Origin of the sequence: Roseateles terrae, assembly GCF_014192155.1 — a bacterium.
GTDB classification, from domain to species: Bacteria; Pseudomonadota; Gammaproteobacteria; order Burkholderiales; family Burkholderiaceae_C; genus Roseateles; species Roseateles terrae.
Map to the genome: position 1 here is coordinate 810,823 of NZ_JACHXO010000001.1, position 23,431 is coordinate 834,253.

Annotated in this window: 21 protein-coding genes; 8 read left to right on the top strand and 13 right to left on the bottom strand. The window is 66.9% G+C overall.

Translation table 11 applies throughout. The features are described from left to right. Positions 1-34: 34 nt before the first annotated feature. From FHS28_RS03315 to FHS28_RS03325, 3 genes are read left to right on the top strand one after another with little or no spacing between them, the layout of a single operon-like run. On the top strand, positions 35-1,114 hold the full coding sequence (locus FHS28_RS03315) for a UDP-glucose--hexose-1-phosphate uridylyltransferase (protein WP_088449097.1): 1,080 nt from the start codon (positions 35-37) through the stop codon (positions 1,112-1,114). Positions 1,115-1,120: 6 nt separating this feature from the next. After that, the gene (gene galK / locus FHS28_RS03320; RefSeq protein WP_088449096.1) at positions 1,121-2,389 is read left to right on the top strand and encodes a galactokinase; all 1,269 of its coding nucleotides are present in this window, start codon (positions 1,121-1,123) and stop codon (positions 2,387-2,389) included. Further along, the gene (locus tag FHS28_RS03325; protein ID WP_088449095.1) at positions 2,386-3,405 is read left to right on the top strand and encodes a LacI family DNA-binding transcriptional regulator; all 1,020 of its coding nucleotides are present in this window, start codon (positions 2,386-2,388) and stop codon (positions 3,403-3,405) included. The genes galK and FHS28_RS03325 overlap by 4 nt, the downstream gene beginning before the upstream one ends. 17 nt (positions 3,406-3,422) lie before the next feature. Here FHS28_RS03325 and FHS28_RS03330 read toward each other — a convergent pair whose 3' ends face one another. From FHS28_RS03330 to FHS28_RS03345, 4 genes are all read right to left on the bottom strand, one after another. Continuing rightward, on the bottom strand, positions 3,423-3,731 hold the full coding sequence (locus tag FHS28_RS03330; RefSeq protein ID WP_088449094.1) for a UBP-type zinc finger domain-containing protein: 309 nt from the start codon (positions 3,729-3,731) through the stop codon (positions 3,423-3,425). 2 nt (positions 3,732-3,733) lie between these two features. Then, positions 3,734-4,276: a Dps family protein gene (locus tag FHS28_RS03335; protein ID WP_088449093.1), complete on the bottom strand. Its 543-nt coding sequence runs from the start codon at positions 4,274-4,276 to the stop codon at positions 3,734-3,736. Positions 4,277-4,559: 283 nt separating this feature from the next. Continuing rightward, positions 4,560-6,320: a glycosyl hydrolase family 18 protein gene (locus FHS28_RS03340; protein WP_184294088.1), complete on the bottom strand. Its 1,761-nt coding sequence runs from the start codon at positions 6,318-6,320 to the stop codon at positions 4,560-4,562. A gap of 379 nt (positions 6,321-6,699) precedes the next feature. Continuing rightward, on the bottom strand, positions 6,700-7,140 hold the full coding sequence (locus FHS28_RS03345) for a DUF4148 domain-containing protein (protein ID WP_184294090.1): 441 nt from the start codon (positions 7,138-7,140) through the stop codon (positions 6,700-6,702). A 159-nt stretch (positions 7,141-7,299) separates the two neighbouring features. Between FHS28_RS03345 and FHS28_RS03350 the strand changes: the two genes are divergently transcribed. Further along, entirely contained in the window at positions 7,300-8,772 is a 1,473-nt protein-coding gene (locus FHS28_RS03350; protein WP_088449091.1) for a heavy metal sensor histidine kinase, read from the top strand. Positions 8,773-8,880: 108 nt separating this feature from the next. Then, positions 8,881-10,218 carry a 3-oxoacyl-ACP reductase gene (locus FHS28_RS03355; protein WP_088449090.1) on the top strand — a complete coding sequence of 446 codons (1,338 nt, stop codon included), beginning with the start codon at positions 8,881-8,883 and terminating at the stop codon, positions 10,216-10,218. Here FHS28_RS03355 and FHS28_RS03360 read toward each other — a convergent pair. The 4 genes from FHS28_RS03360 to FHS28_RS03375 all read right to left on the bottom strand — a co-directional run bounded on the left by FHS28_RS03360 (position 10,201) and on the right by FHS28_RS03375 (position 14,835). Next, positions 10,201-11,367 (bottom strand): AAA family ATPase, encoded by a 1,167-nt coding sequence (locus FHS28_RS03360; protein ID WP_088449721.1) that lies wholly within the window; start codon positions 11,365-11,367, stop codon positions 10,201-10,203. The two genes, FHS28_RS03355 and FHS28_RS03360, sit on opposite strands and share 18 nt — an antisense overlap. 44 nt (positions 11,368-11,411) lie before the next feature. Then, positions 11,412-12,332, bottom strand: coding sequence for an RNA ligase family protein (locus FHS28_RS03365; protein ID WP_221193690.1), 921 nt, complete (start codon positions 12,330-12,332; stop codon positions 11,412-11,414). A gap of 350 nt (positions 12,333-12,682) precedes the next feature. Further along, complete coding sequence (locus FHS28_RS03370) at positions 12,683-14,158, bottom strand: heavy metal sensor histidine kinase (protein WP_088449088.1); 1,476 nt, start codon at positions 14,156-14,158, stop codon at positions 12,683-12,685. Continuing rightward, complete coding sequence (locus tag FHS28_RS03375) at positions 14,155-14,835, bottom strand: heavy metal response regulator transcription factor (RefSeq protein WP_088449087.1); 681 nt, start codon at positions 14,833-14,835, stop codon at positions 14,155-14,157. Before FHS28_RS03375 ends, FHS28_RS03370 begins: the two co-directional genes overlap by 4 nt. Before the next feature lie 116 nt (positions 14,836-14,951). Here FHS28_RS03375 and FHS28_RS03380 point away from each other — a divergent pair, with 116 nt between their 5' ends. Both FHS28_RS03380 and uraH read left to right on the top strand, forming a co-directional pair. Next, on the top strand, positions 14,952-15,440 hold the full coding sequence (locus FHS28_RS03380; RefSeq protein WP_088449086.1) for a GlcG/HbpS family heme-binding protein: 489 nt from the start codon (positions 14,952-14,954) through the stop codon (positions 15,438-15,440). A gap of 45 nt (positions 15,441-15,485) precedes the next feature. Next, complete coding sequence (uraH, locus tag FHS28_RS03385; protein ID WP_088449085.1) at positions 15,486-15,962, top strand: hydroxyisourate hydrolase; 477 nt, start codon at positions 15,486-15,488, stop codon at positions 15,960-15,962. Between the two features lie 106 nt (positions 15,963-16,068). Here the strand turns inward: uraH and FHS28_RS03390 are convergent, their stop codons facing one another. Continuing rightward, positions 16,069-16,224, bottom strand: coding sequence for a DUF3309 family protein (locus FHS28_RS03390; RefSeq protein ID WP_088449084.1), 156 nt, complete (start codon positions 16,222-16,224; stop codon positions 16,069-16,071). Positions 16,225-16,358: 134 nt separating this feature from the next. Here FHS28_RS03390 and FHS28_RS03395 point away from each other — a divergent pair, with 134 nt between their 5' ends. After that, positions 16,359-18,302 carry a RecQ family ATP-dependent DNA helicase gene (locus FHS28_RS03395; RefSeq protein ID WP_088449083.1) on the top strand — a complete coding sequence of 648 codons (1,944 nt, stop codon included), beginning with the start codon at positions 16,359-16,361 and terminating at the stop codon, positions 18,300-18,302. Between the two features lie 93 nt (positions 18,303-18,395). On the opposite strand, the gene FHS28_RS03400 is transcribed toward FHS28_RS03395, so the two are convergent. The 4 genes from FHS28_RS03400 to FHS28_RS03415 all read right to left on the bottom strand — a co-directional run bounded on the left by FHS28_RS03400 (position 18,396) and on the right by FHS28_RS03415 (position 23,306). Next, on the bottom strand, positions 18,396-19,499 hold the full coding sequence (locus tag FHS28_RS03400; RefSeq protein WP_088449082.1) for an NAD(P)/FAD-dependent oxidoreductase: 1,104 nt from the start codon (positions 19,497-19,499) through the stop codon (positions 18,396-18,398). A gap of 116 nt (positions 19,500-19,615) precedes the next feature. Continuing rightward, a complete protein-coding gene (locus tag FHS28_RS03405; RefSeq protein ID WP_184294092.1) occupies positions 19,616-20,116 on the bottom strand; it encodes a hypothetical protein in 501 nt (166 codons plus the stop codon). 17 nt (positions 20,117-20,133) lie between these two features. Then, positions 20,134-21,270: a helix-turn-helix domain-containing protein gene (locus FHS28_RS03410; RefSeq protein WP_088449080.1), complete on the bottom strand. Its 1,137-nt coding sequence runs from the start codon at positions 21,268-21,270 to the stop codon at positions 20,134-20,136. A gap of 116 nt (positions 21,271-21,386) precedes the next feature. Next, positions 21,387-23,306 (bottom strand): tannase/feruloyl esterase family alpha/beta hydrolase, encoded by a 1,920-nt coding sequence (locus FHS28_RS03415; protein ID WP_221193691.1) that lies wholly within the window; start codon positions 23,304-23,306, stop codon positions 21,387-21,389. Positions 23,307-23,431: the final 125 nt, after the last annotated feature.

Here is a 23,431-nt window from a genome sequence, read left to right on the forward strand (position 1 = left end):
CCTCGACTTCGATCCGACCCTTCTTCTGATCACGATGTCCTTCGACCGCAACCAACATTCGCACCGCCGCTACAACCCGCTCGCCGGACGTTGGGTGCTGGTATCTCCGCAGCGCAGCCAGCGGCCCTGGCAGGGTCAGACCGAAAGCCCGGACACGGCGGTGCGCCCGTCGCATGACCCGTCCTGCTATCTGTGCGCCGGCAACACCCGCATCAATGGTGAGAAGAATCCGGACTACACCGGCACTTTTGTCTTCGAGAACGACTTCGCCGCGCTCATGGCCGATGTGCCGGCGCCGGACGGCCTTGGCGCGGACGCGAACGGCGGTCTGTTCCAGGCGATGCCGGCCCGCGGCACCAGCCGGGTGATCTGCTTCTCGCCCGACCACAGCCGCAGCCTGCCGGAACTGGACGACGCGGCGCTGCGCGGCGTGGTGGATATGTGGTGCGAGCAGACCGAGGAACTGGGTCAGCGCTGGCGCTGGGTGCAGGTCTTCGAGAACAAGGGCGCGATGATGGGCTGCTCCAACCCGCATCCCCACGGCCAGATCTGGGCCTGCGACTTCATGCCCGAGCTGCCGAACCGCGAAGACCAGCAGCAGCGCGACTGGCTGCAGCAGCGCGGGGAGCCGATGCTGCTGGCGTTGGCCCACGCCGAAGCGCAGCACGGCGAGCGCGTGGTCGTGCAGAACGACGACTGGCTGGCCATCGTCCCCTACTGGGCCGAATGGCCCTTCGAAACCCTGCTGCTGCCGCGCTTTGCGGTGCAGCGCCTGCCGCAGCTGACCGCACAGCAACGCCAGAACCTGGCCCTGGCGGTGCGCGAGCTCACCACCCGCTACGACAATCTTTTCCAGTGCAGCTTCCCGTATTCGATGGGCTGGCATGGCGCGCCGACCGGCGCCGAGGGACTGCAGGGCGCCGGCACGGCAGGCGACCCGAATGCCCACTGGCAGCTGCATGCCCATTTCCATCCGCCGCTGCTGCGCAGCGCCACGGTGCGCAAGTTCATGGTCGGCTTCGAGTTGCTGGCCGAATCGCAACGTGACCTCACGCCCGAGCAGGCCGCCGCACGGCTGCGCGAGCAATCCACTGTTCACTATCGTCAGCGCTGATTTCCGATGGTCACCTCTGCTTCCCCCTCCGCATCGTCCTCGTCCGCGCTCTCCAGCGCGGCATCGAGCGCTCTGCCCTCCCCGCTGCCGCCCACGGCCGAAGCGGTGGTGCGCGCCTATACCGAACGTCACGGCACGGCGCCCACGGTCCTGGCGCGCGCGCCCGGCCGGGTCAACCTGATCGGCGAGCACACCGACTACAACGATGGTTTCGTGCTGCCCGCCGCCATTGATCGCGACACCTGGATCGCCGCCGGCCCGCGCACCGACCGCGACGTCGATGCCCTGGCGCTGGATGAATCCGGCGCCGAGGACCGCTTCACCCTGAGCGCCACGCCGCCCCACTTCGAAGGCGGCGGTTGGCGGGACCATGTCCGCGGCACGCTGGCGCAACTGGTGCCGCTGATGGCGCAGCCGGTGGGCCTGAACCTGGTGATTGCCGGCGACGTGCCGATGGGCGCGGGCCTGAGCTCATCCGCGTCGCTGGCGCTCGGACTGCTGCGTGCCGCCCAGCAGATCACCGGCGATTCGGCACTGAACGGCAAACAGCTGGCGCGGCTGGCCCAGCAGGCCGAGAACCGCTTTGTGGGCTGCCAATGCGGCATCATGGACCAGCTCGCCAGCGCCGAAGGCCGTCCCGGCCATGCGCTGCTGATCGACTGCCGCTCGCTGGACACCCGCCCCGTCTCGTTGCCGGCAGGCACGACGCTGCTGATTGCGCATTCACGCGTCAAGCGCGGTCTGGTCGATTCGGCCTACAACGAACGCCGCGCGCAATGCGAGCAGGCGGCCCGCGCGCTGGGCGTGCCGGCGCTGCGCGATGCGACGCTGGAGATGCTGGCGGGCGTGCAGCTGGAAGACAAAGTGTTCCGCCGGGCTCGCCACATCATCACCGAGAACACCCGCGTGCTGGAGGCCACCGAGGCCTTGCAGGCCGGTGACCTGGTACGCCTGGGCGCGCTGATGAAGCAGTCTCACGCCTCGATGCGTGACGACTTCGAAATCACCGTCCCGGCCGTGGATCAGCTGGCAGCTTTGCTGCAGGACGTGGCCGGCGACCAGGGCGGCGCCCGCATGACCGGCGGCGGCTTCGGCGGCTGCTGCATTGCGCTGCTGAAGAAGGAACTGGTGCCGCAAGCCCTGGAGGCTCTGGAGCGCGGTTACCGCTCGCCGGAAGGTCTGCCGGCGCTGGTCTACCTCTGCGAAGCCGGCCCGGGCGCCCAGGCGCAAGCCTGGCCGGTAGGCACGGCCGCAGCGGGTACGATCGCGGCATGACAACACTGGTTGAGGTGGCGCGGGCCGCCGGGGTGACCGCGGCCACGGTGTCCAATGTGCTCCGCAATCGCGGCAAGGTCGGCGAGGAGACCCGTCGCCGGGTGCTCGCGGCCGTGGAAAGCATGGGCTACCGGCCCAACCTCATGGCCCGGGCGCTGGTGGAGGGCAAGCCCCACACCATGGCCCTGGTGGTGAGCAGCATTGCCAACCCGTTCTATCCGGAGTTCGCGCTCGAGGTGGAACGGGCCGCCCGCAAGCTCGGCTACTTCCTGCTGGTCTGCAACACCAATGACGATCCGGCGCAGGAGCGCGCCTATCTGGATGCAGTGGGCGGCGCCCTGGCCCAGGGCGTGATCGTCATGAATGCGGACTTCGTCCAGCTCGACGCCCTGCAGGACCTCCGACGCCGCGGCGTGCCGGTGGTGCTGTGCATGTGGGAGCGTCCGCAGGAGCCGCCGCCCCTGCCCTGCGTGGCGGTGGATCTCTACCAGGCGGGCGTGCTGGCGGCAGAGCATCTGCTGCGCCTGGGGCACAAACAGCTGGGCGCCGTCTGCGGCAGCGAGCCGACGGGCAACCATCAATGGCGGCTGCGCGGCTTCATCGACACGGTGCAGAAGGCAGGTCTGGACTTGCCGGCCAGCCACCTGCGTTATGGCCACGACACCATCGACGAAGGCCGCAATGCGGCGCACAGCCTGCTGGCCGGCGTGCCGGGGCTGACGGCGGTGTTTGCCACCAATGACCTGCCTGCCCTCGGCGTGCTGCAGGCCGCAGCGGAACTCGGGCTGGAAGTGCCGCGGGACCTGTCCGTCATCGGCGTGACCGACATTCAGCTGGCGCATCAGATGCGGCCAGCGCTGAGCACCGTCGCCATGCCCACGGCAGAAGCGGCCATGCTGGCGGTGCAGATGCTGCAATCCGAAATCACGGCCCAGCCCGATCATCCGCTGCCGATCTCCATCACCGAGCCGCCCCGGCTGGTGGTGCGGGCCTCCACGGGCAAGCCGCGGGCGTGAACCCGCGGCCGCCGCGCTCAGTAGTAGCGCGGGATCGGTCCCTTTTGCGGCGTGGTGTCGCCTTCCAGATCCACCATCACCTTGTCCGCGAAACACCAGCCCCAGCCCTCGGGCGGGTCATAGCCCTCGATGATCGGATGCTGGGTCTCATGAAAATGCGCCCGCGCATGCCGGTGCGGCGACTCGTCGCAGCAACCGACATGGCCGCAGGTGCGGCAGATGCGCAGATGGACCCATTCACTGCCCAGCTTCAGGCATTCCTCACAGCCTTTGGCGCTGGGCTCGACCTGCCGGATACCGGCCGCATGTGCACAGCGGTATCCCATGATCAGCTCTGGTGCGAGACGCGGCTGGCCTCGAAGAGGAACCAGGTGCGGCGCTCGGATTCGTCAATCCAGTTCTCCAGCAGGCTGGAGGACGCGATGTCGCGATGTTCGTCCGTCACGTTGTGGGCTTCGCGCAGGCGGGCGGCCAGTTGCTGGTTGTCCTCGCGCAGTTCGGCCAGCATGTCCAGCGGGTCGACATAGTCGGCGTCGTTGTCCTGGATGCGCTGCAGGCGGCTGATGTGGCCGATGGAACGCAGCGTCGTGCCGCCCACCTTGCGGATGCGCTCGGCCAGCGGGTCGGTCATCGCGTAGAGCTGGTCGCCCTGCTCGTCGAGCAGCAGGTGGTAGTCCCGGAAGTGCGGGCCGCTCATGTGCCAGTGGAAATTCTTGGTCTTGAGGTAGAGCGCAAAGACGTCCGCCAGGATGCCGTTCAGGGCGGCGCCGATGTCGGCAGTGGCGTCGGAAGGCAGGTCGCTCGGCGTGGCGAGCGGCGCCTTGCGGCGGGTTTTCAGGTCAGACTTCTTGGTGTCGCTGAGTTTGGCCATGACGGACTTTCGGGTTGAGGCACCGGCACCCCATCCGCGCAGACCGCGAGGCGGGTGCCCGTACCAGTGGCTCTTGAACATCGGACGTGCCGACGGTCTGGCGGATGTTGCCGCCGCCGGCCGCCCGCCAACACTCCCATTCGGAGGATGGGCACATCGACGAGGCACGCAAGCGATGGCAAGCGGCGCTCCAGGGGACACGTCAAGGAAGCGGCCAAAAAAATAACCGCCGCCCGGCATGACACCGGGCGGCGGCCCTCACGCGCGCTCTAGCGCGACGGGGTTACTTCCAGGGTGCGGTCTGCAGGGCCGGGTCGTCCACCAGGCCCAGCGAGCCCGACACCTTCTTGCCGATGCTGCCGGGCGAGGCCAGCGGCGCACTGCCGCAGCTGCCGGAAGCCGTCTTCAGCGCCTGCCAGAGCATCGCGCCGTCACGGGCATTGCGGTTGGACAGCGTGCTGCCGGTCACCGCGTTCAGGTAGCGCTCCACCGAATACGGCTGGTTGATGTTGGCGCCGTAGCTGTTCTGCAGAATGACCGAGCCGGTGCATTGCGCGTCCTCATTGTTGACCACCAGCTGACCGCCCGCCCAGCCTTCCGGTGCCGTCTCAAAGCCGATCGACACGATGGTGCTGCTCGGGAACAGCTTGCGGTATTGCTGCCACGCGGTCACGCCGTCGTAGTGTTCATAACGAGCGTCGTAGCTCATGATGTTCACCAGGTTGAAGGCATTGGCCAGCGCGGGATAGCTGTTCACCAGCTGCCGCTCCAGACCGGCCTTGCCGCCCCAGTAGCTCACGCCGACGCCCGCGCATTGCGCGTCATTGGCGGTGGCGGCGGTGCAGTCCGCCCCGGTCGACCAGGCGGCCACGCTCAGGATGCGATTGCCGCCGGCGAGGTCCACCGCCTTGCGCATGGCCTTCACCGCACCGGCATAACCGTCCAGCCCTTCGATCTCATAGTCCACATCCAGACCGTCGAAACCGACGTCCTTCAGGATGTTGGCCAGCGCCGTGATGGTCGGTCCGCTGCCGGCATGACCTTCCGCCGACAAGCTGCCCCAGCTGTTGTAGGTGGCACCGCCCACCGCCAGCAGCACCTTGATGTTGCGAGCATGCAGGACGTCGATAGCAGCCTTGATGTCCGACGGACGGCCGTTGAAGTTGATGCCGGTGCCCGACCAGTTGTTGGCGCTCATGCCGCCCCAGCTGAAATTGGGCTGCGCAAACGCCGCCACCACATGGGTGTAGTTCGCCGGGATGCGGGCGAAGTTGCTGGCCTTGAACACCTGGTTCTTGTCCATGCCGGTGGCATCGAACCAGTTGTCACTCCACGAGGGGTAGTAGACGGTGTACACGCGGCCCGATTGCGATGCGGACTTGGCGGCCGGGTCGGTCAGGTCGGGGGACGGCGAAGGCGCCGGGCTCGGCGAAGGACTCGGGCTTGGCGAGGGGCTGGGGGACGGACTCGGCGACGGCGACGGCGACGGCGACCCCGAGCAACTCCCCACCACGGTCCACGGCTGGCCAGAACCGGCAGCGCCGCTGCTGGTGGTGGGGTTGTTGTTCTGGGTCCACCAGTTGGCCTTGTAGTTCGTGGTGGCCACGCTGGCGAGGTCACCACCGTTGTAGGTCTTGCTGCTGGACCACACCGGAGCGCAGCTGCCCGAGGGAGACGGGCTGGGGGACGGCGACGGCGTGGGGCTCGGCGTAGGGCTGGGCGTGGGACTGGGCGTGGGACTGGGGGTGGGACTGGGGGTGGGCGATGGCGACGGTCCCGCCGTGGCGCCCAGATCCGTCCACAGCGCTGCATTGGTCGGGTTCCAGCCGGTGCTCGCGTAATCGGTCTGGTTGACCAGTGCCCGATACAGCTTGCCGTTGTAGCTCACCACGGTGCCCGCGGCGTAATACACGTCCGGCGCCCACGCGGCGTAGGACTGCGCGCCGGCGTGCAGCGCAAACGCCGCTGCGCTCAGCACGGCCAACTTGCGCAGCTCGCGCAGTGGAATGCCGTAGCGGCTGGATGAGGAGAGGGAAGGCTTCATTCAAGTGCTCCTGGTAGACGACGTCAGCGGCCGCGCCTCCACGCCCTCGCGGAAGAACGGCCTGCTGGGCGTCGCTGCCCGACGCGCGCCCAGATGGCCAAGGGGTTTCAATGGCCTAGTGGTATTTTGTTGGTCTTTTGTTTGCCTCAGAAAGGCAATACCACTTTGCTCCCAGTTGCAAGCACTGTGATGAGGGAAATCCCGGATTCGTGTCAGCAATCGTTGCGGGACGGCGGCCATTGCTCCAGCCCCGCCATGCTTTGCATCACCTGTTACGGACGCAGAAAAGAACGGGGCCCCCGAAGGGACCCCGTTCGTCCGAGCTGAAACCGGCCGCCCGCGCGGCTGCGGTTCACGCCCTCACGCGCTGAGCCGAAGCTCAGTAGCGGGGCGTATGCGTCGTCTCGAACTCCGGCGCATATCCCGAGTCGCTCCACATCTTCTGCAAAGAGCCGTCTGCCTGGGCCTGTGCCAGCTCATCCATGACCTGGGCACGGGACTTGCCACCCGCAGCAGGCGGCGCAAAGGTCAAGTCGCGGGACGTGTCCATACTGACCGACACGTCCACATCACCCTGGGTGTTGGAATAGCGGACGGGCAGACCCATCGCCTCATCGAAATCAGGCGCGTAGCCGGCCTCGCTGTTGATCTTGGCGAGGGAGCCGTCTGCCTGGGCCTGCTCCAGCTCGGCAACGACTTGTTCACGGGACTTGGGGCCCGAGGCGATCTCTTCCTCGACCTGCGCGAAAGCGGGAACGCTGATCGCGGCGGCCAGGGCCAGAACACCCAGGGGAGCAGAGATTTGAGGGAATCGACGCATGAAAATTCTCCTTGTTGAAAGTCGGTCCATGGCGGTCGTTGCCGGAGGCTTCGACCGTTGCGGCGGTGTTTTTCAACGCCATGGAATGCACTCTAGTCCCCGCGTCCCGACGACAGCCCAACCGCAGGATTACGTTTTGGTCATCTACGCCGGAGGCGCATGCACGTGACGGCCGAGCTGCGGAATGCAGAGTCGTCCTCCCCCGGGGAGACGCCTGCCCATCGCCGACAACGGGCCTGGTTGCGCTGGCGCATTCCCGACGGTGTCGGCCCTCGCCTCTCGCTGTGGCTTGCAACGCAGACGTTCACTGGCCTGGCGTTGATGTCACTGGCCGTGTATCTGCTGACGGCCTCCGACCTGCGCACCCGCCAGGACGAGACGCTGCAACAGAACCAGGCGCTGTTGCAGCATCTGCTGGACGAGCATGAAACCCTGCCTGCACCACAGCTGCGCAAACGCCTGGATGAGTTCCTCGACGTGCACCGGGACCTTCGCCTGACGCTGCGGGCGGACGACGGCAGCACTCTGTACGACCGGGCCGTTCACACCGGCGCCCGTGGCCTGGACGTTCGCACCGACACCGGCCGCACCCTGGACTTCCCTACGACACAAGGCCCGATGGCGACGCTGCGTCTGGACACCCGCGCCGACGACGAATTCGTCAGACGTCTGGGCATGACGCTGATGGCGGCCTCGCTGATTGGCGCGCTGCTGGTGTCGGCGGGCAGCATGGTGCTGGTGCGTATGGCACTCGCGCCGGTCCGGTCCCTGGTGGACCAGACCCGGCGGCTGGCCGCCCATACCCTGCACGAACGACTGGACGGCAGCGATCAGCCGGAAGAACTGCGACCGCTGGTGCAGCAGTTCAATGCACTGCTGGAGCGGCTCAATCGCAGCTATACGCAGCTGGAAGGCTTCAACGCGGACGTCGCGCACGAGCTGCGCACACCCCTGGCCACCTTGATCACCGCCACCGAACTGGCGATGCGCCAGCCCGGTGTGCCCCCTGCGACGCTGGATCAGCTCGGCTCCAATCTGGAAGAGCTGCGGCGCATGGCCGGCATCATCAATGACATGCTCTTCCTCAGCCATGCCAACAGCGGCGCCACCGCACGCCGGCAGCGGGTGCAGAGCCTCGCCGCCCTGGCGCGCGATGTGGCCGACTATCACGAAGCCGCCATTGCCGAAGCCGGGCTGCATCTGACGGTGGACGGGGACGCGGCGGGCGACGTCGATGCCGCCTTGCTCAAACGGGCCTTGTCCAATCTACTCGGCAATGCCACCCGGTATGCGCACACCGGCAGTCTCGTTCGCATCTGCATTGAAGCGATGGGCGGCGGCTTGCTGCGCATGTCGGTGACCAATGTCGGTCCGCCGATCCCGCGCGAGCATCTGCCTCGACTCTTCGACCGCTTCTACCGGGCCGATCCCTCCCGCACGCGGGGGGCCGATCACCACGGGCTGGGGCTGTCGATTGTGGCGGCGATTGCCCGCATGCATGGCGGCGCGCCCTTCGCCACGTCCACACCGGATCAGACCCGCGTGGGGTTGACGGTGATGGGCGGCGAGCTGCCCACCTCGCCCCGGCGGCGCTGGCGCAGGAGGCGTCTCTCTCCTTCGCCGTCTCGATGAGACCTACACTGCGCCGCGCTGCGAAAGCCCGCCGGCGTCCCCTTCTCCCACCCGACGCGCCCGACGCGCCCGAGCGCATTCCCTGTCTGCCCGCCTCCCCGCCCCACCATGACCGACCGACTGCTTCAATTGACCCAGCACCCCTGGGGCCGCCAACTGCTGACCACGCTGGGCTTGCCCCAACCGCGCCGTCTGCCCCGACGCGACGGCCCCTTCATGCCGGAGGAACTGGCCGGACGGCCGGTGCACCTGATCGGCATTGGCGACGCGCCGCTGCTGAGCGTCCTCACCCAGACCGTGTCGGCCGAAGGCGCCACGCTGGTGAAGGACGCGCAATCCGCAGCGTCCACCCTGATCGTGGATGCGACGGCCGTGGCGACGCTGGAGCAGCTGCGGGACGTGTTCCGGCAGGTGCAGGCGTCGCAGGCGCGGCTGAACACCGGCGCGCGCGTACTGATCTTTGCGGCCCGACCGGAGACCGCCGGGAACGCACGTGCCAGCGCGCTGGCGCAGGCGCTGCAGGGCTTCGTTCGCGCCATGGCCAAGGAGATGGGTCGCCGGGGTGCCACCGTCAACCTGCTGCACATCGACCGGGGCACCCAGCCGTTGCTGTCGGGTGCGCTCCGCTTTTTTGGAGGCGACCGATCCGCCTATGTGTCCGGACAGGTCCTGCACTGGCGCAGCGATGCCGCCGCGCTGCACATGCCGGATGTCGCGCCGGCCCGGCGTCTCGCGGTCGTCACCGGCGCCGCTGGCGGCATTGGCGCCGCCACTGCCCGCCGGCTGAATGCGGACGGCTTCCGGGTGCTGTGCGTGGACGTTCCTGCGGCGTCCGACGCACTGCAAACCCTGGCGGCTCAGATTCAAGGGGAAGCATTGCCGCTGGACCTGACCGCCGAGTCCACACCCGCGGCGCTGACGGCGGCAGTGGCCGCGCACGGCCTGCTGGACCTGATGGTGCACAACGCGGGCATCACCCGGGACCGCACCCTCTCGCGCATGAGTGCCGCGGAATGGGACGCGGTGATGAGCGTCAATCTGGCCGCCATTCTCGCCATGGATGAAGCGCTTGACGCCCAGTCCCTGTGGCGGGACGGTGCCCGGGAGGTCTGCCTGTCCTCCATCAGCGGTCTGGCGGGCAATGCAGGCCAGACCAACTACAGCGCCAGCAAGGCCGGCGTGATCGGCTATGTGGCCCACCGCGCGCGTGAGTGGCGCGAGCAGGGCCGGACCATCAATGCAGTCGCGCCGGGCTTCATCGAAACGGCCATGACCCGCCGCATGCCGATGATGATTCGGGAAGCCGGCCGACGTCTCAACGCATTGAAGCAAGGCGGACAGCCGGAAGACGTGGCGGAAGCGATCGCGTTCCTGGCGTCACCGCAGGCGCAGCCGCTGTCCGGCGCGGTGCTTCGGGTGTGCGGGCAGTCATTGATCGGCGCCTGAGTCCCCCTTCCCACACGCATAGACCACCCGGTGCGCTTCCGTCGGCACCGGCACCTCCCACTTGCGCAGCATGCCCAGCAGCGACTTGTTGGACAACGAGGTGTCCCGCCGATGATTGCGCCGCAGGAGTTCGGTCCGGGACTGTTCGAGATAAACGATCTCCACCTCCGCGCCATAGGCAAACAGCAGGTCCAAGGTCTTGTCGCGCATGGACTGACTGAGGTGGGTGGCATTCCAGACGAATGGCGAGCGGCTGCGCAGCAGTGCCTTGGCCTTGTCCACCGCCGCATGGGCCACCATGCCTTCATTGCGTCCATGCGCCAGGCCCAGCTCGGCACGCGCATCATCAAAAGACACCACCGGCAGGCCAGGCCGGTGCACCGCCACCCAGGAGTCCTTGCCTGAGGCGGGTAAGCCGCACATCACCGTCACCCGCGACCCGGGCTCCTGGAAGAGCGGGTAATCCGGATGCACATCGGCGCCGCGAAAGTAACTCACCCTCGTATGCGCGTCGGCAAAGGCGCGCGCCTGACCATAACAGCCCTCCTCCCGCGCCAGCTCACGAAAGAGCTCGATGTTGTCCAGCAAGCGCGAGGAGTCCTCGCAGAGACGTCCACGCATGTCGGCCTCCGCCAGCGTCGCCAGCACAGGCAGGCTCAGCCGACAGGACAGCTGACGCACGATGAACTCGGGCGGCCGCGGCCCGCGCAGATCCGCCATCGCGTAGAACGGCAACTGATGCACGGCAATCAGCCGGCACACCGCCTCGCGCTGCGCAAAGGGCATGCCGCTCTCCCACAGCAACCCACGCGCATCGATGGCGCCCATGCGTGAATGGCCCGGCTGTCCGATGGCGCCTGTGACCGGATCCACCACCGTGGTCGCGTGTTTGGACACGTCATGCAGCAAGGCGGCAAAGAACAGCGTTTCCTGATCTTCGCGGCTCGCGGCGCGATAGTCGGTCAGGTGCAGCAGCTCGTCCAGCACCATGAGGGTGTGGGTCCAGACGTCGCCTTCGCCGTGATGGCGAGGATCCTGCGGTGTGGTTTTGGCGTGTTCCAGCACCGGAAAGGCGGCGAGGCAGGCCGCTTCGTCCGGGGCCTTTCCGGCGGCGGGCACCAGGGCCCGTAGCTCATTCCAAGGGGACATGATCGTCTCCAGTTCATTCTTGATGAGGCGTGGGGAGTCCGGGCTCAACGTGGCGCGCAGTCCCTGCCCCTGACGGTGTTTCGGGCCAGCGCGACCAATGCGTCCAGAGAGGTCAGCGTCACCAGCCCAAGGTCTTCCCAGCTCAGCGTCGGCCGCTCGGCATACAGGTCGGCGCCGTCGGCCAATGCGTTCGGCAGCAAGGGTCGCTGCACATGGTGGTCGCCCGCATCCAGCAAGGTCTGCGTGAAGGAGGGCCGCACCAGCTTGTAGCGCCCCAGCACCTTCTCATCGTCTTCCACCTTCAGGTACAGGCCTTCGGAGGTGTCATGCCGGTCGGTCTGTTGCCAGGTCAGCGCCAGTGGCAATTGCTGGCGCGCAACCGCGGCTTCGAATGCCTCCCGCCATTGCGCCGACCTGGCCAGGGATGGACGCACCAGCGCCTGCAACTGCGCCAGTCGCGTCGGCATCGGACCGGCATACAGCACCGGCACCGACATCACCGGCGATCCGGAGAGCAAGGCCTGCCGGCGCGGCGTCGACAGGAAGTGCCCCGTCTGCCGGTCGTAGATGTCGAACTCCTGAAACCAATGGGGCAGCCGGTCATACCAGATGCTGTGTTTGGCGTAGAGCCATTCGCCGTACATCACATAGCGATCTTCCAGCCGCGACAACAGCCGGGCCTCCTGCGCCGCGGCAAAGCGCTTGAAGAGATTGAACTGGCGCTCGCCATATCCGCCGCTGAGGTAATGCCCCCGCGACTGCAGCAGCAGCTCGCCGCCCGCCGTGAAGGACAGGCCGGCATTGGCCCCATCGAGTTTTTCCTCGATCACGACGTGACAACCGGCCAATGCCGTCAAGGGGGTCTGATCGTGGTCGGAGTCTCCGTCCTGCAGACGGCTGCCTGCGAGATGCGCGGTGCGGGGATACCGCAGCAGCGGCAAGGAATGAAGGTCGTGCGAATGCATCGTCGTCAGCCGTCGCGTTCTTGGCGCGGACAGGCTCATTCTGGGAACAGAACCGACGAACGTGTGGGGCGCAGACAGGTCACCGCCTCCAGGCTCAAAGCCGGAAGACAGAGTCGCGGGAGAAAGAAGCGGGAGGTTCAGGCTTCGTCCGCTTCATGGCAAGCGGGCGGGAAACAGGAACGTGTGCCGCGGCCTTCATGGGCGCAGACGGCGCCGACACGATGGCTGCCACGATGGCTTCAAATGGCAGTCGTCGGCGATTAGCGGGTGACGGACATGCGGGGCACGGAGCGCTCCAGGCAAGGTAAGAGGGCGAAAGCGCGCGATTGTTCATAGGAATGCGCGCCGCGTCAATACGAGAGCGGCGCCGGGCCGCGCTCACTCACGCCCTCAGCGCCGGAATGCGCGGCATCAGGAAACCGCAGCACTAACACCATCCGCCCGGGCACCGGCTGCCGGACCTCCGCGCTGCCCCCGTGCAGAGCCATGATCGCCCGCACAATCGCCAGGCCGAGTCCGCTGCCGCCGGCATCACGGTGGCGTGACTCGTCGGCCCGGTAGAAGCGGTCGAAGAACCGCGCCACCAGCTCCGCGGCCACCGGTGCCCCTTCATTGACGACCTCCAGCACCACCCAGCCCTGCCCCTCCGCGGTGTCCTCGCGCCGGGCACGAAGATCGACCCGACTGCCCGGCCGGGCATGCCGCAAGGCATTGGAGATCAGATTGGCCAATGCGCGGCGCAGCAATTGCGGCTCGGCTGACAGCGCAGCGTCTCCGTCGACATGCAGCTGCAGATCACGCTCCTCGGCCAGATCCGAAAAGTAATCCACTTGACGCGCCAGCTCCGCACCCGCGGACAAGGCCTCCTTCGGCAGATCGCCGGACAGCGCCTGATGCTCGCTGCGCGCCAGGAACAGCAGGCTGTCCACCATCCGGTTCAAACGATCCAGCTCCAGCAACTGGGCTTCCATCAGCGCGGCATATTCCGCTTCGGTCCGGGTGCGGCTCAACATCACCTGGCTCTGACCGGTGAGCGTGGCCAGTGGCGTCCGCAGTTCATGGGCGAGGTCGGCGGCGAACTGATTCAGCTGCGCGTAACCCTGCTCCAGCCGCGCCAGCATCTCATTGAGGCTCTCCACCCAGGCTTGCAACTCCTGCGGCGCATCGGCCGGCTGCAGCCGCAGGCCGAGGCTGCCGGGGCCGATGGCGGCGGTCTGCGCACGCAGTCGGCGCAGCGGGGACAGGCCCTGCCAGATCAGTGCGAGCACGAGACCCGCGGCGAGCAGGCCGGCCGCCAGGCTGGCCGCAGTGATGCGCAGCCGATAGTCCGCCAGCAGGGCGCGCCGCTCCGGATACAGCCGAGCCAGTCGGACCTCGACGTCCTTGTCTGCCAGTCGGGCCCAGGCATTCAGTCCGGCGGCGGGCACACCGTCCGGCGTGGTCCAGTGCGTCAGATGCTGCAGGCCGGGCTCTTCGCTCAGCAAGAGCGGCGCCGTGGTCAGCAGCGGCAGGTGCGGCGGATTGATGGACAACAGCACAGCGCCCCCCTGCCCTGGAGCCTCACGGATCTCGATCAGCGCATTGCTTTCGCCGCTCATGGTGTCCCGCAGATAGTCGGCCTGCTGTGCCAGCAGCTCGGCGGTGCCACTGCGGCTGAGCAGTTGCCGCAGCTGCCGCATCTTGCCCAGCAGCTGCACGTCATCCCGGCGCACCAGTTGCTGTTCAAAGGAGGTGAACAGATAGCCGCCCAGCAGCGCACTCGCCCATGCGGCCACCAGCGCGCCGGACAGGCCCAGCCGCCAGCTCAGGGACTTCGGCCCCTTCATTCCCGCAGCTCGCAGACATAACCCATGCCGCGCACCGCATGGATGAGGCGGCCGGGCACCGGGTCGTTGATGCGCAGCCGAAGCCGGCGCATGGCGACATCCACCACATTGGTGTCGCTGTCGAAATTCATGTCCCACACCTGCGAGGCGATCTCGCTGCGGGACAACACCTCGCCCTGCCGACGCATCAGCAGATGCAGCAGATTGAACTCGCGCGCGCTCAGGTGCAATCGCTGTCCGGCGCGGGTGACGGTGCGGGCCGGCACGTTCATGCGCAGATCATCCATTGCCAGCACATCGTCTTCCCGTTGCGGACCTCGCCGCAGCAGGGTGCGAATGCGGGCGAGCAGCTCGGCGAAGGCAAACGGCTTCACGAGATAGTCATCCGCGCCGAGCTCTAGCCCCTGCACCCGGTCGGCCAGCGCATCCCGCGCGCTGAGGAAGAGCACCGGCACCTGGCGCCCGGTGGCCGTCTGGCGCAGGCGGCGCAGCACCGTCCAGCCATCGAGTCCCGGCAACATCACGTCCAGCACGATCAGGTCATAGGGCTGCGCCATCGCCAGGTGAAGTCCCGTGTGGCCGTCTGTGGCCACATCCACGACAAAGCCGGCTTCTCCCAGCCCCTGCTTCAGGTAGTCGCCCGCGCGGGCTTCGTCTTCCACCACCAGAATGCGCAACTCAGTCTCCTTGTGTGCCAGGGCGTGAGAATGCCTGAAGCGCACAGGAGGGTCGATGGCAAAGATGTCATCGAAGCGTCAGCGTCCGGGCAGCGCCGCCTTTCTACAGTGGCGGCATGCCTTCTCACTTCATTTCCGCTTTGTTGCTCGCGGCCAGCGCTGGTGCCGCCGCTGCCGCCGCTGACGCGCCCTTGACGCTCGATCAGGCCGATGCCCTGGCTCGCGCCGCCCGCGTGGCCTGCCACTCGCTGGAGCGCGATGTGGCGGTGGGCGTGGTCGATGCCAGCGGTCAGACCCTGCTGCTCAGCCGCAGCGCCACCGTCGGCCCCCACAACCTGGAGGCCGCCCGTCGCAAGGCGTTCACCGCCCTGTCCACCCGGCAGGCCACCCTGGCGCTGGGCCGTCAGGCCCGCAGCCAGCCGGATACGGCGGCGCTCCAGTACCTGCCTGAGCCGTTGCTGCTCGGGGGCGGAGTGCCCCTTCTGCATGGATCGACGGTGTGGGGCGCGGTCGGCGTGGCCGGTGGCGGCGGACCAGACAACGATGACCGCTGTGCACAGGCAGCCGCAGCCGCGCTGCCCGCCGTGCTGAAGGCGGCGCCCTGAGGCCGTTGCTTCGAACCCCTGCCCACCCCTTTTCTGGAGTTAGATATGCGTCTCTCGTTCGTCGTTTCCACTCTCCTGGCTGCAGGCCTCATCGGCGCTTCGCTTCCTGCCTTGGCGCAGGACACGGGGGGAGCCCAGACACAGCCGCAAACGCCGACACAAGCGCCGGCGCAGAACCCGTTGAGCGTCCATGTGCTGGATCTGCAGACCGGGCAGCCGTCGCCCGGCATCCATGTCGACCTGGAGCGGCGCGGAGAACGTGGTGAATGGCTGCCTCTGGGCAGTGGCGTCACGGATGCGCAAGGCCGCATCCGCGCGCTGGTCCCTGCCGCTGCATTGAGCCAGTGGGTGGCGGGCGATTACCGCGTCATTTTCCGGACCGGAGAGTTTTACGCCAGGCAGCGTCTGTCCAGCTTCTTCCCGGAGATTCCGGTGGTGTTCCATGTGGAGAGCGCGCAGCAGCACTACCACGTGCCGCTGCTGCTGAGCCAGTACGGATTCTCGACCTATCGCGGCAACTGAAGCACTGAGGTGCTTCGTTCACCGAGGGCAAGACGCCGTCCAACAGGACGCCGATGACCTTGCGCAAACGCAAGGTCATCGAAGGAACGGACGTCTGGCGCCTGGCTTAGATATAGCCGAGCAGCAGCAGGACCAGCAGGATCACCACCACCAGACCCAGGCCGCCGCTGGGGCCATAACCCCATTGGCGGCTGTGCGGCCAAGCCGGCAGCGCGCCGATCAAGAGCAAGATGAGGATGACGAGCAGGATGGTGCTGATCATGGGTGGACTCCGTTTGAGTTGTGGATGAGTTCGGGGATCCCTCCGGGACCCCCACCGCCCTTGGGCAACGGCTGTGCCCAGTCCCCTGACTGTGGGAGGCCCCTCGCAGGCGCGAGGTTTGCCCATTCAGCGGCATGGCCACACACGCTTCCCGCGCCTCCCGCGCTTCCGCACGTCCGCAATCCCTGCCCTCCGCCCGTCAATTGCAACAGCAGTTGCGGCGCTTCGGCTTGCAGGGGTGGCGACCGGGGCAGGAGGAGGTGGTGGACCGAGTCTTGCGCGGGCTCAACACCTTGTCCGTCATGCCCACCGGTGCGGGCAAGTCTCTCTGCTTCCAACTGCCGGCCAGTCTCATGGCGAATCGCACGCTGGTCGTCTCACCGCTGATTGCGTTGATGCAGGACCAATGCGAGCGCCTCAATGCATTGGGCGTTCCGGCGGTGCAGTTGCACAGCAACCTCGACGCCGCCACGCTGCGCCAGCAGAACGAAGCCGCGCTGGACGGGTCCGCCAAGGTGGTGCTGGTCACCCCCGAACGCCTGAGCGACGACGAATGGCTGACCGCCCTCGCCGAGTCCGGCCCGACCGATCTGCTCGTGGTTGATGAAGCCCATTGCATCTCCGAATGGGGACATGATTTCCGCCCCGCCTTCCTGAAGATCGGCGAGGCGGTGCAGCGGCTGGGAAAACCCACGGTCCTGGCCTTGACCGCCACCGCCTCCGACGAAGTCATGGCCGACATCGCCGAGCAACTGCGGATCCCACGCAGCGGCTGCCTGGCCGCCAGCAGCTTCCGCGAGAACCTGCGCTACCGCGTCGAGCCCCTGGCGGATGAAGAAGACAAGCGCCAGCGACTGCTGCAGCGCGTCGCCGAGCGGCAAGGCCCCTCCATTGTCTACACCGCCACGGTGAAGGCCGCGGAAGCGGCTCATCAGGCGCTGCGGGATGCCGGGCATGATGCCGTGCTCTATCACGGCCGTTTGCGTGCTGCGCAGCGGCAGGAAGCGCAGGAGGCCTTCATGTCCGGCCAGTCGCCGGTGATGGTGGCGACCAACGCCTTCGGCCTTGGCATCGACAAGGCCGACATCCGGCAGGTGGTGCACTACCAGTTGCCGGCGGGTCTGGATGTCTACTATCAGGAGTCCGGGCGCGCCGGCCGCGATGGGCAACCCGCCGACTGCACCCTGCTGTTCGTGCACAGCGACAAGGCTGTGCAGCAGTTCTTTCTGAATGGACGGTATCCGCGTCCGGAAGATGCGACGTCATTGCAGGAGGCCCTGCGTACTGCGCCACCGCTGCCCGACGAGGGGCCGGCCGCCTGGACCCTGGACGCCCTGCATGAACGACTGCAGCGCCCGCTCAACAAGCTCAAGGTCTTGACGGGCCTGCTGGAACGCGAAGGCTGGCTGGATCGCGATGAACACGGCGGCCTGCGGCTGGTGGATCCTCCACCCGGCGATTCGAACGAGTTGGCGGAGACACTGCACCGGTACGAAGAGAAGGAAGAACAGGACCGCAAACGGCTGGAACAAATGGTGTTCTACGCGCAGACGGGCCTGTGTCGATGGCAGGTGCTGCTGGAAGCGTTTGGCGAAGGCCAGGACTTCCAGCGTTGCCATGGTTGCGACAACTGCCTGCGGATGGACAGCCATCAGCAGGAACTTCGGCTGCGTGAAGCGGTGGCGGAAGCGGCTGAAGAGGTGGACCAGGAAACAGCAGCGGCCGGACGCGCTGCGTCCTCGGTGGTATCCGGCAGCAACGTGACGCCGATTCAACCGAATCAATCGAGTCAACCGAATTCATCCCGTCAGCCGGGGGCGGGAGAGGCGCAGAAGGCGGCGCCTGCGCCGTCTTCCGGATCCGCCCCATCGGGCTCTTCAGCCCCTTCAGCCCCTTCGACCCCTTCCGCACCGGCCTTGCACCCCGGCGACATCGTGCGTGTGCCGCGGTACGGCATTGGCGAAGTCGTCACGGCGTCGGCGGAGAGCGTGACGGTGGCATTCGGGCGGGAGAAACGCAACTTCCTGCCCTCGTTCGTCCGCAAGGCCAAGATGCCCAAACCGCGCAAGGCGGCCTGAACCTCTACCCGCTGCGGTCCAAGGGCGGTGGTTGGCGCTTTGCAGACCTCTGCGCGACGCTCGTCAAGGTCAGCCTATACGCCACACAGCGGGTCACCCGCCCATCTGCGCGGCCACCCGCTCCGCCAGCGCCAGCGCGGACGTCAAGCCAGGCGACTCGATGCCAAAGAGGTTCATCAACCCCGCCTGGCCATGCACGGTCGGTCCCTGAAGGATGAAGTCCTCGGCGGCCGCCCCCGGGCCGCTGATCTTCGGCCGGATGCCTGAATAAGCGGGCTGCAGCGCCTCGTCCGGCAAGCCGGGCCAGTAGCGGCGGATCTCCGCATAAAACGCATCCGCCCGCCGCGGGTCGACGCGGTAGTCTTCGGACGCCACCCATTCCACGTCCGGGCCAAAGCGTGCCTGGCCGCCGAGGTCCAGCGTCAGGTGCACGCCGAGGCCGCCGGGTTCGGGCACTGGATAGATCAGCCGCGCGAAAGGCGCGCGGCCCTGCAGGCTGTAGTAGTTGCCCTTGGCCAGATACAGGGGCGGCACCAGCGAGGCGGGCATGCCCTGCAGGGCCAGGGCGATGCGTTGCGCGCCCAGCCCGGCCGCATTGATCACCCGGTCAGCGCGGATCTCCATCGGTTCGGCTCCGCCGACCTGAAGCAGGATGCCTTGCGCAGAACAGTCACCGGCCAGCACCGGCGCTGCAAAGGCCACCATGCCGCCCGCGGCCTCGAAATCGCCGCGCAGCGCCAGCATCAGGCCGTGGCTGTCCACGATGCCGGTGGACCCGCTGTTCAGCGCCGCGACGCAGCGCAGGGCGGGTTCGCGCGCCATCGCGGTGTCCCCGTGCATCAGCACCAGATCATCCACGCCATTGCGGCGGCCGGTCTCCGCCAGCTGCTCCAACCGCCCCACCTGCTCCGCCGACGTCGCGACGATGAACTTGCCGCAACGTTGATGCGCCACGCCCCGCGCGGCGCAGTATTCATACAGGAGCGCCTTGCCACGCACGCACAGTTCGGCCTTCAGCGACCCTGTCGGATAGTAGATGCCGGCGTGGATCACCTCGCTGTTGCGCGAGCTGGTGCCCGTGCCGATGTCCGTCGCCTGCTCCAGCACCACGGTTTCCAGGCCGCGGCGGGCCATGTCGCGCGCCACCGCCAGGCCCACCACGCCGGCGCCGATCACGATGCAATCCACCTGCTCCATCCGGGTTCCGTCCTTGGTTGCTGATTGAGGTCGGGGCCATTATGTGCACGGCGGGAGCGCCGTCGGGCTCACCATGCGCAGCCAAGAACGGGAGCGCCCGCTGAGCGGATGCGACATCAAGGAATGATGCCCATGCGAACCTTCGTGCGAACGTTGCCGAGGAAGGCCGCACCGTGCACTTCGTCAAGCCTCTTGAGCTTGTGCGCACTGACGCTGCAGACGCTGAGCAGCTCCTCCAGGCTGATCAATTGGTCCAGCCATCCCAACTCACCGGCGCGAACCACCACGCCTTTATCCGCGCTGCTCACCACGATCAGAGGCGGCAACGGCTGGGGCGTTGAAAAAAGATACGCGAACAAGTGTTGCTCGCCAGGATCCATATCGACGCACGCCGGGTGCTTGTTCAAGAGCGCATTGCGCGGAGACCGGTCAACACCATGAACCGCTTGGAGGCCGCCCCGCATGGCTGTCGCATCGACAATCACACGTCCGTGGCGCCCGCTGTCACCGGTCAACGCTTCCCGCTCGACTTCCTCGACAGTCTCCAGGAGACACCCGTTGGAGAGCTCCTGCCAGACCGGAACGCGGAACGCCTCAATGATCACATTGGCGTCCACAAAGACCCTTCGACGCTTCATTCAGTCTGTGTCCAGGAACTGGATGGGTCCGACAGCTGGTACGCGGCGAACAGTTCAAGAAGCTGTTCCTGGGACAGGCTGAGGGTCGATGCCGCCTTGCGCATCGTGAGCCGCCCCTTGTCCAACGCGGCATGCAGATCGCGGACAAACGGAGCGGAAAAGAGCTTGGGGGTCTCGCCCACCGGGTCGGGACGGGTGATCTGGCTCAGTGCCACGCGAATGGGTTCGTCAATCCGACCCAGGCTACGCAAGCGCCAGCCGAGCGCGGTGGTGGAAACTTGCAGTTCCGCGGCGACGTCTGCGAGATGCACCACCTCGTTCGCCCGTGCTGGATGGATCAGTGAATCCAGCGATGCCCGGGGCATCAATAAGGCACTCGCGAAATTGTCTGCCAGCTGCTCCACTCGCCTCGTCCTCTTGCGCTCCTCCATGGAATTTGACTCGCGATGCTGGATCTTCACACGGCCCCATGTGAGCGTATGGAAGAGCTCATGGGCGAGGTCGAAGTTGCGTCGCACCGAGGGCTCTTGCCGATTCACAAGCACTGCACCGAGTTCCGCCAGATGGCAGGCAGCGCCGGAGATCGATCCCCTTTTGAGACCCTGATCCATGTCGACGAACAGCACTGGGATGTCCAGTCGGCTTTCGATGCAATCGGCGAGCGACGCAGCAGGCATCAAGCCAAGCGCCAGCTTCTCCACGAGTAGCTCCGCAGCCTGCTGCGCCTGTTCAAACGTGCTGTTTTCGTTGAGACGAAGCGAGAACCCTAGTGGGTCATGAGGCACTGTTGACTGCGCCCGCAACCAGCGCAGCATGCCGATCCATCCTGACGCCTTGATCTCAAAACTGTCCAGGGCATCCTCTGTCACGTCGCTGCTGGCACGCCAGGAGTATTCGGCTTCGCCGACCACGCTGAAGGGGCTGATGAAGTATTCAAGGTCCTGGTCCAGAGCGTTGCTCAGCTGCAGCAATTCGTCCGACTTCACGGCTCTCTTGCCGGTCTCGATGTCTGAGACGGTCTGTCGATCGTTGAAACCCATGGCAGCTGCCAACGCGTCCTGGCTCATCCTGCGCAGGTTCTGCCGCGCGTGCTTGACCCGCAGGCCGACGTTGACGGGAGAGGATGGCGTCATGGGATTAATCCAGCGGAATCTGTGGGTGGCAAGACTCGATGCTAATCTTGCAACTTCGTATTTGCAAGATTAACCCGCAGATTCGTCTTCGCAACCTCCTCGCGGCGCGTGGCCTATCAGCGCGTCGCCGGCTGAGACGCCGTGTGGCTGATGTCCGGCGACAGCTTGATGAGGCCACGCACCGGTGGCGGCTGGAAGAAGTCCTCACCAGCCCAGGCCGGGACCGGAATGTCGGACCCCGCCACCGCACGGAAGCTGTCTGCACTGTGGATGTCACCCTTGCCCTGATACCGGGCCACTTGCGGGTAGGGATAAACCGGTCGGGTGCGCTGCACCACCGGGCCAGACCTTGCAAGGTCCAGCACTCCGGAAGGCGGCTCTTGCGGCGCGCCGTCCGGAGGTCCGGAAGGAGGTCCGGATACCGTGGGCCCAGAGGGGCCGGCCATCGGTGGCGCCGGGCGGGCTTCGGGTTGTCCAAAGCCATTGCCACGCTGCCGCGGCTCCGGCGTGCGAGTCAGCACCGCGTCCGGTGCAATGCCGCGCTCGACCCAGGCCATCATCGGGGTCAGCAGATCGATCGCGCTGGGGCCCTCACCGCCGGAGCAGTGATAGACCCCCGGCAGCAGATACAGGCGCTCAAACGCCCGGGCCGCGCCCTCCCCCATGCGCTTGCGCACGGCCTGGTGATAGGCAATGCTGTTCAGGGGCGAGATGTGCGGGTCCGACCAGCCATGCCAGATCACCAGCTTGCCGCCCCGTGCGGCAAAGCGCGAGAGGTCAGGATCCGTCGCATCCATCAGCGGATGGCGTGCGCGGAGCTGATCCAAGGTGGCACGGTCAAATCGCAGATCCGCCAGCTTGAAATCCGCCGGCGGGTCCGTCTCGAAAACCAGATGCTTCAGCGCCTGCATCGCAATGCGCTCACTGAAAATCGGGGACTGTGCATCCGCCGGGACGAACACGCCAGCCCAGCCCAGTTCGGAGCCAGGCTGTGGTCCACCCGCCGTCAGCCGCTCCCCGGTCTGCGGGTCGCGCGGCCCTTCATACAGCTGGCGGGCTGCGTCAACTTCCCGACGGCTCAGGCATTCCGGCCCCGGCGCGTCGCCATCTCCCGGGCAGGCAACGGTGGCCGGATCGAACTTGCACAAACGCGGATCGCTGATCAAGCCGTCCACCACGCCATCCAGCGCGTCGCATTGCTTCAGCACCGCCTGATGCAGCACCGGCAGGCGCGCCGCGGTAAGGATGGCGCCGCCGTCCGGCGCCGTGTTCGCGCGGGCCTGCCAGCCGTGATAGAGGCTGTTCTGCACCTGGAAGTTCAGCGCCGCCGCTCCTGCGAGGATGCCGTCGAAGTCCTCCGGATGGCGCTGGGCTTCGATCAAGGCTTCGCGCCCACCGTCGGAGCAGCCGCTGAAATAGGCAAAGCGCTGCGGCCGTCCATAAAACCGCTGGATCAGCCGCTTGGCTGCCACCGCCGTCAAGTGCACCGCACGATGGGCGAAATCTTCCCGCTGGGCCGCATTCCGGCCAAAGCTGCCGTCGTTGTCCTGATGTCCCATGTCGGTGGCGGCCAGCGCAAAGCCGCCCTGCTTCAGGTCCAGGCAGCCGTCTGCCGCGCCGACCTCCATGCCGATGCGTCCACACAGGCCGCCACAACCGACCTGCAGATAACGCTGGGTCCAGCTGCCCAGCGGCAGTTCCACACGGAACTGGATGCTGGGCGCCAGCAGGCCTTCCACAATGCAGGCAGGAAGCCCCTGGCTGGTCGCTTTGCTCGTCTTCAGCACCCGGCTGCCGGCGCCGCCGATGTCCACGAGGGACGTACTGCCCAGCGCCGAGCAATCCGCGATGGGCGTGATGATCGGCAAGGCTTGGCCCTGCGCCACCGGCCGCTCTGCTGCCACCGCGAGGGAGGGCATGGCTGCCATCAGCACGAAGGCAGCCCATGCCATCAGCGCCCACCAGAGCAACGCCCGCCACCGGCTGGGGCGTTGACGACGGGTGGGACCGAAAGAAATCGAAGGCTTGGCGTTCATCCGATGATCTTCCCCAGCGCCCCCGGTGCCGTCAACGAATCTCCCGGGGGAGCGCCCCTCCTTCAGGGGGCGCCTGTCGGGATGTGCGCCACAGCGCTACCGAAGCTTTACCTGATGACGCACAG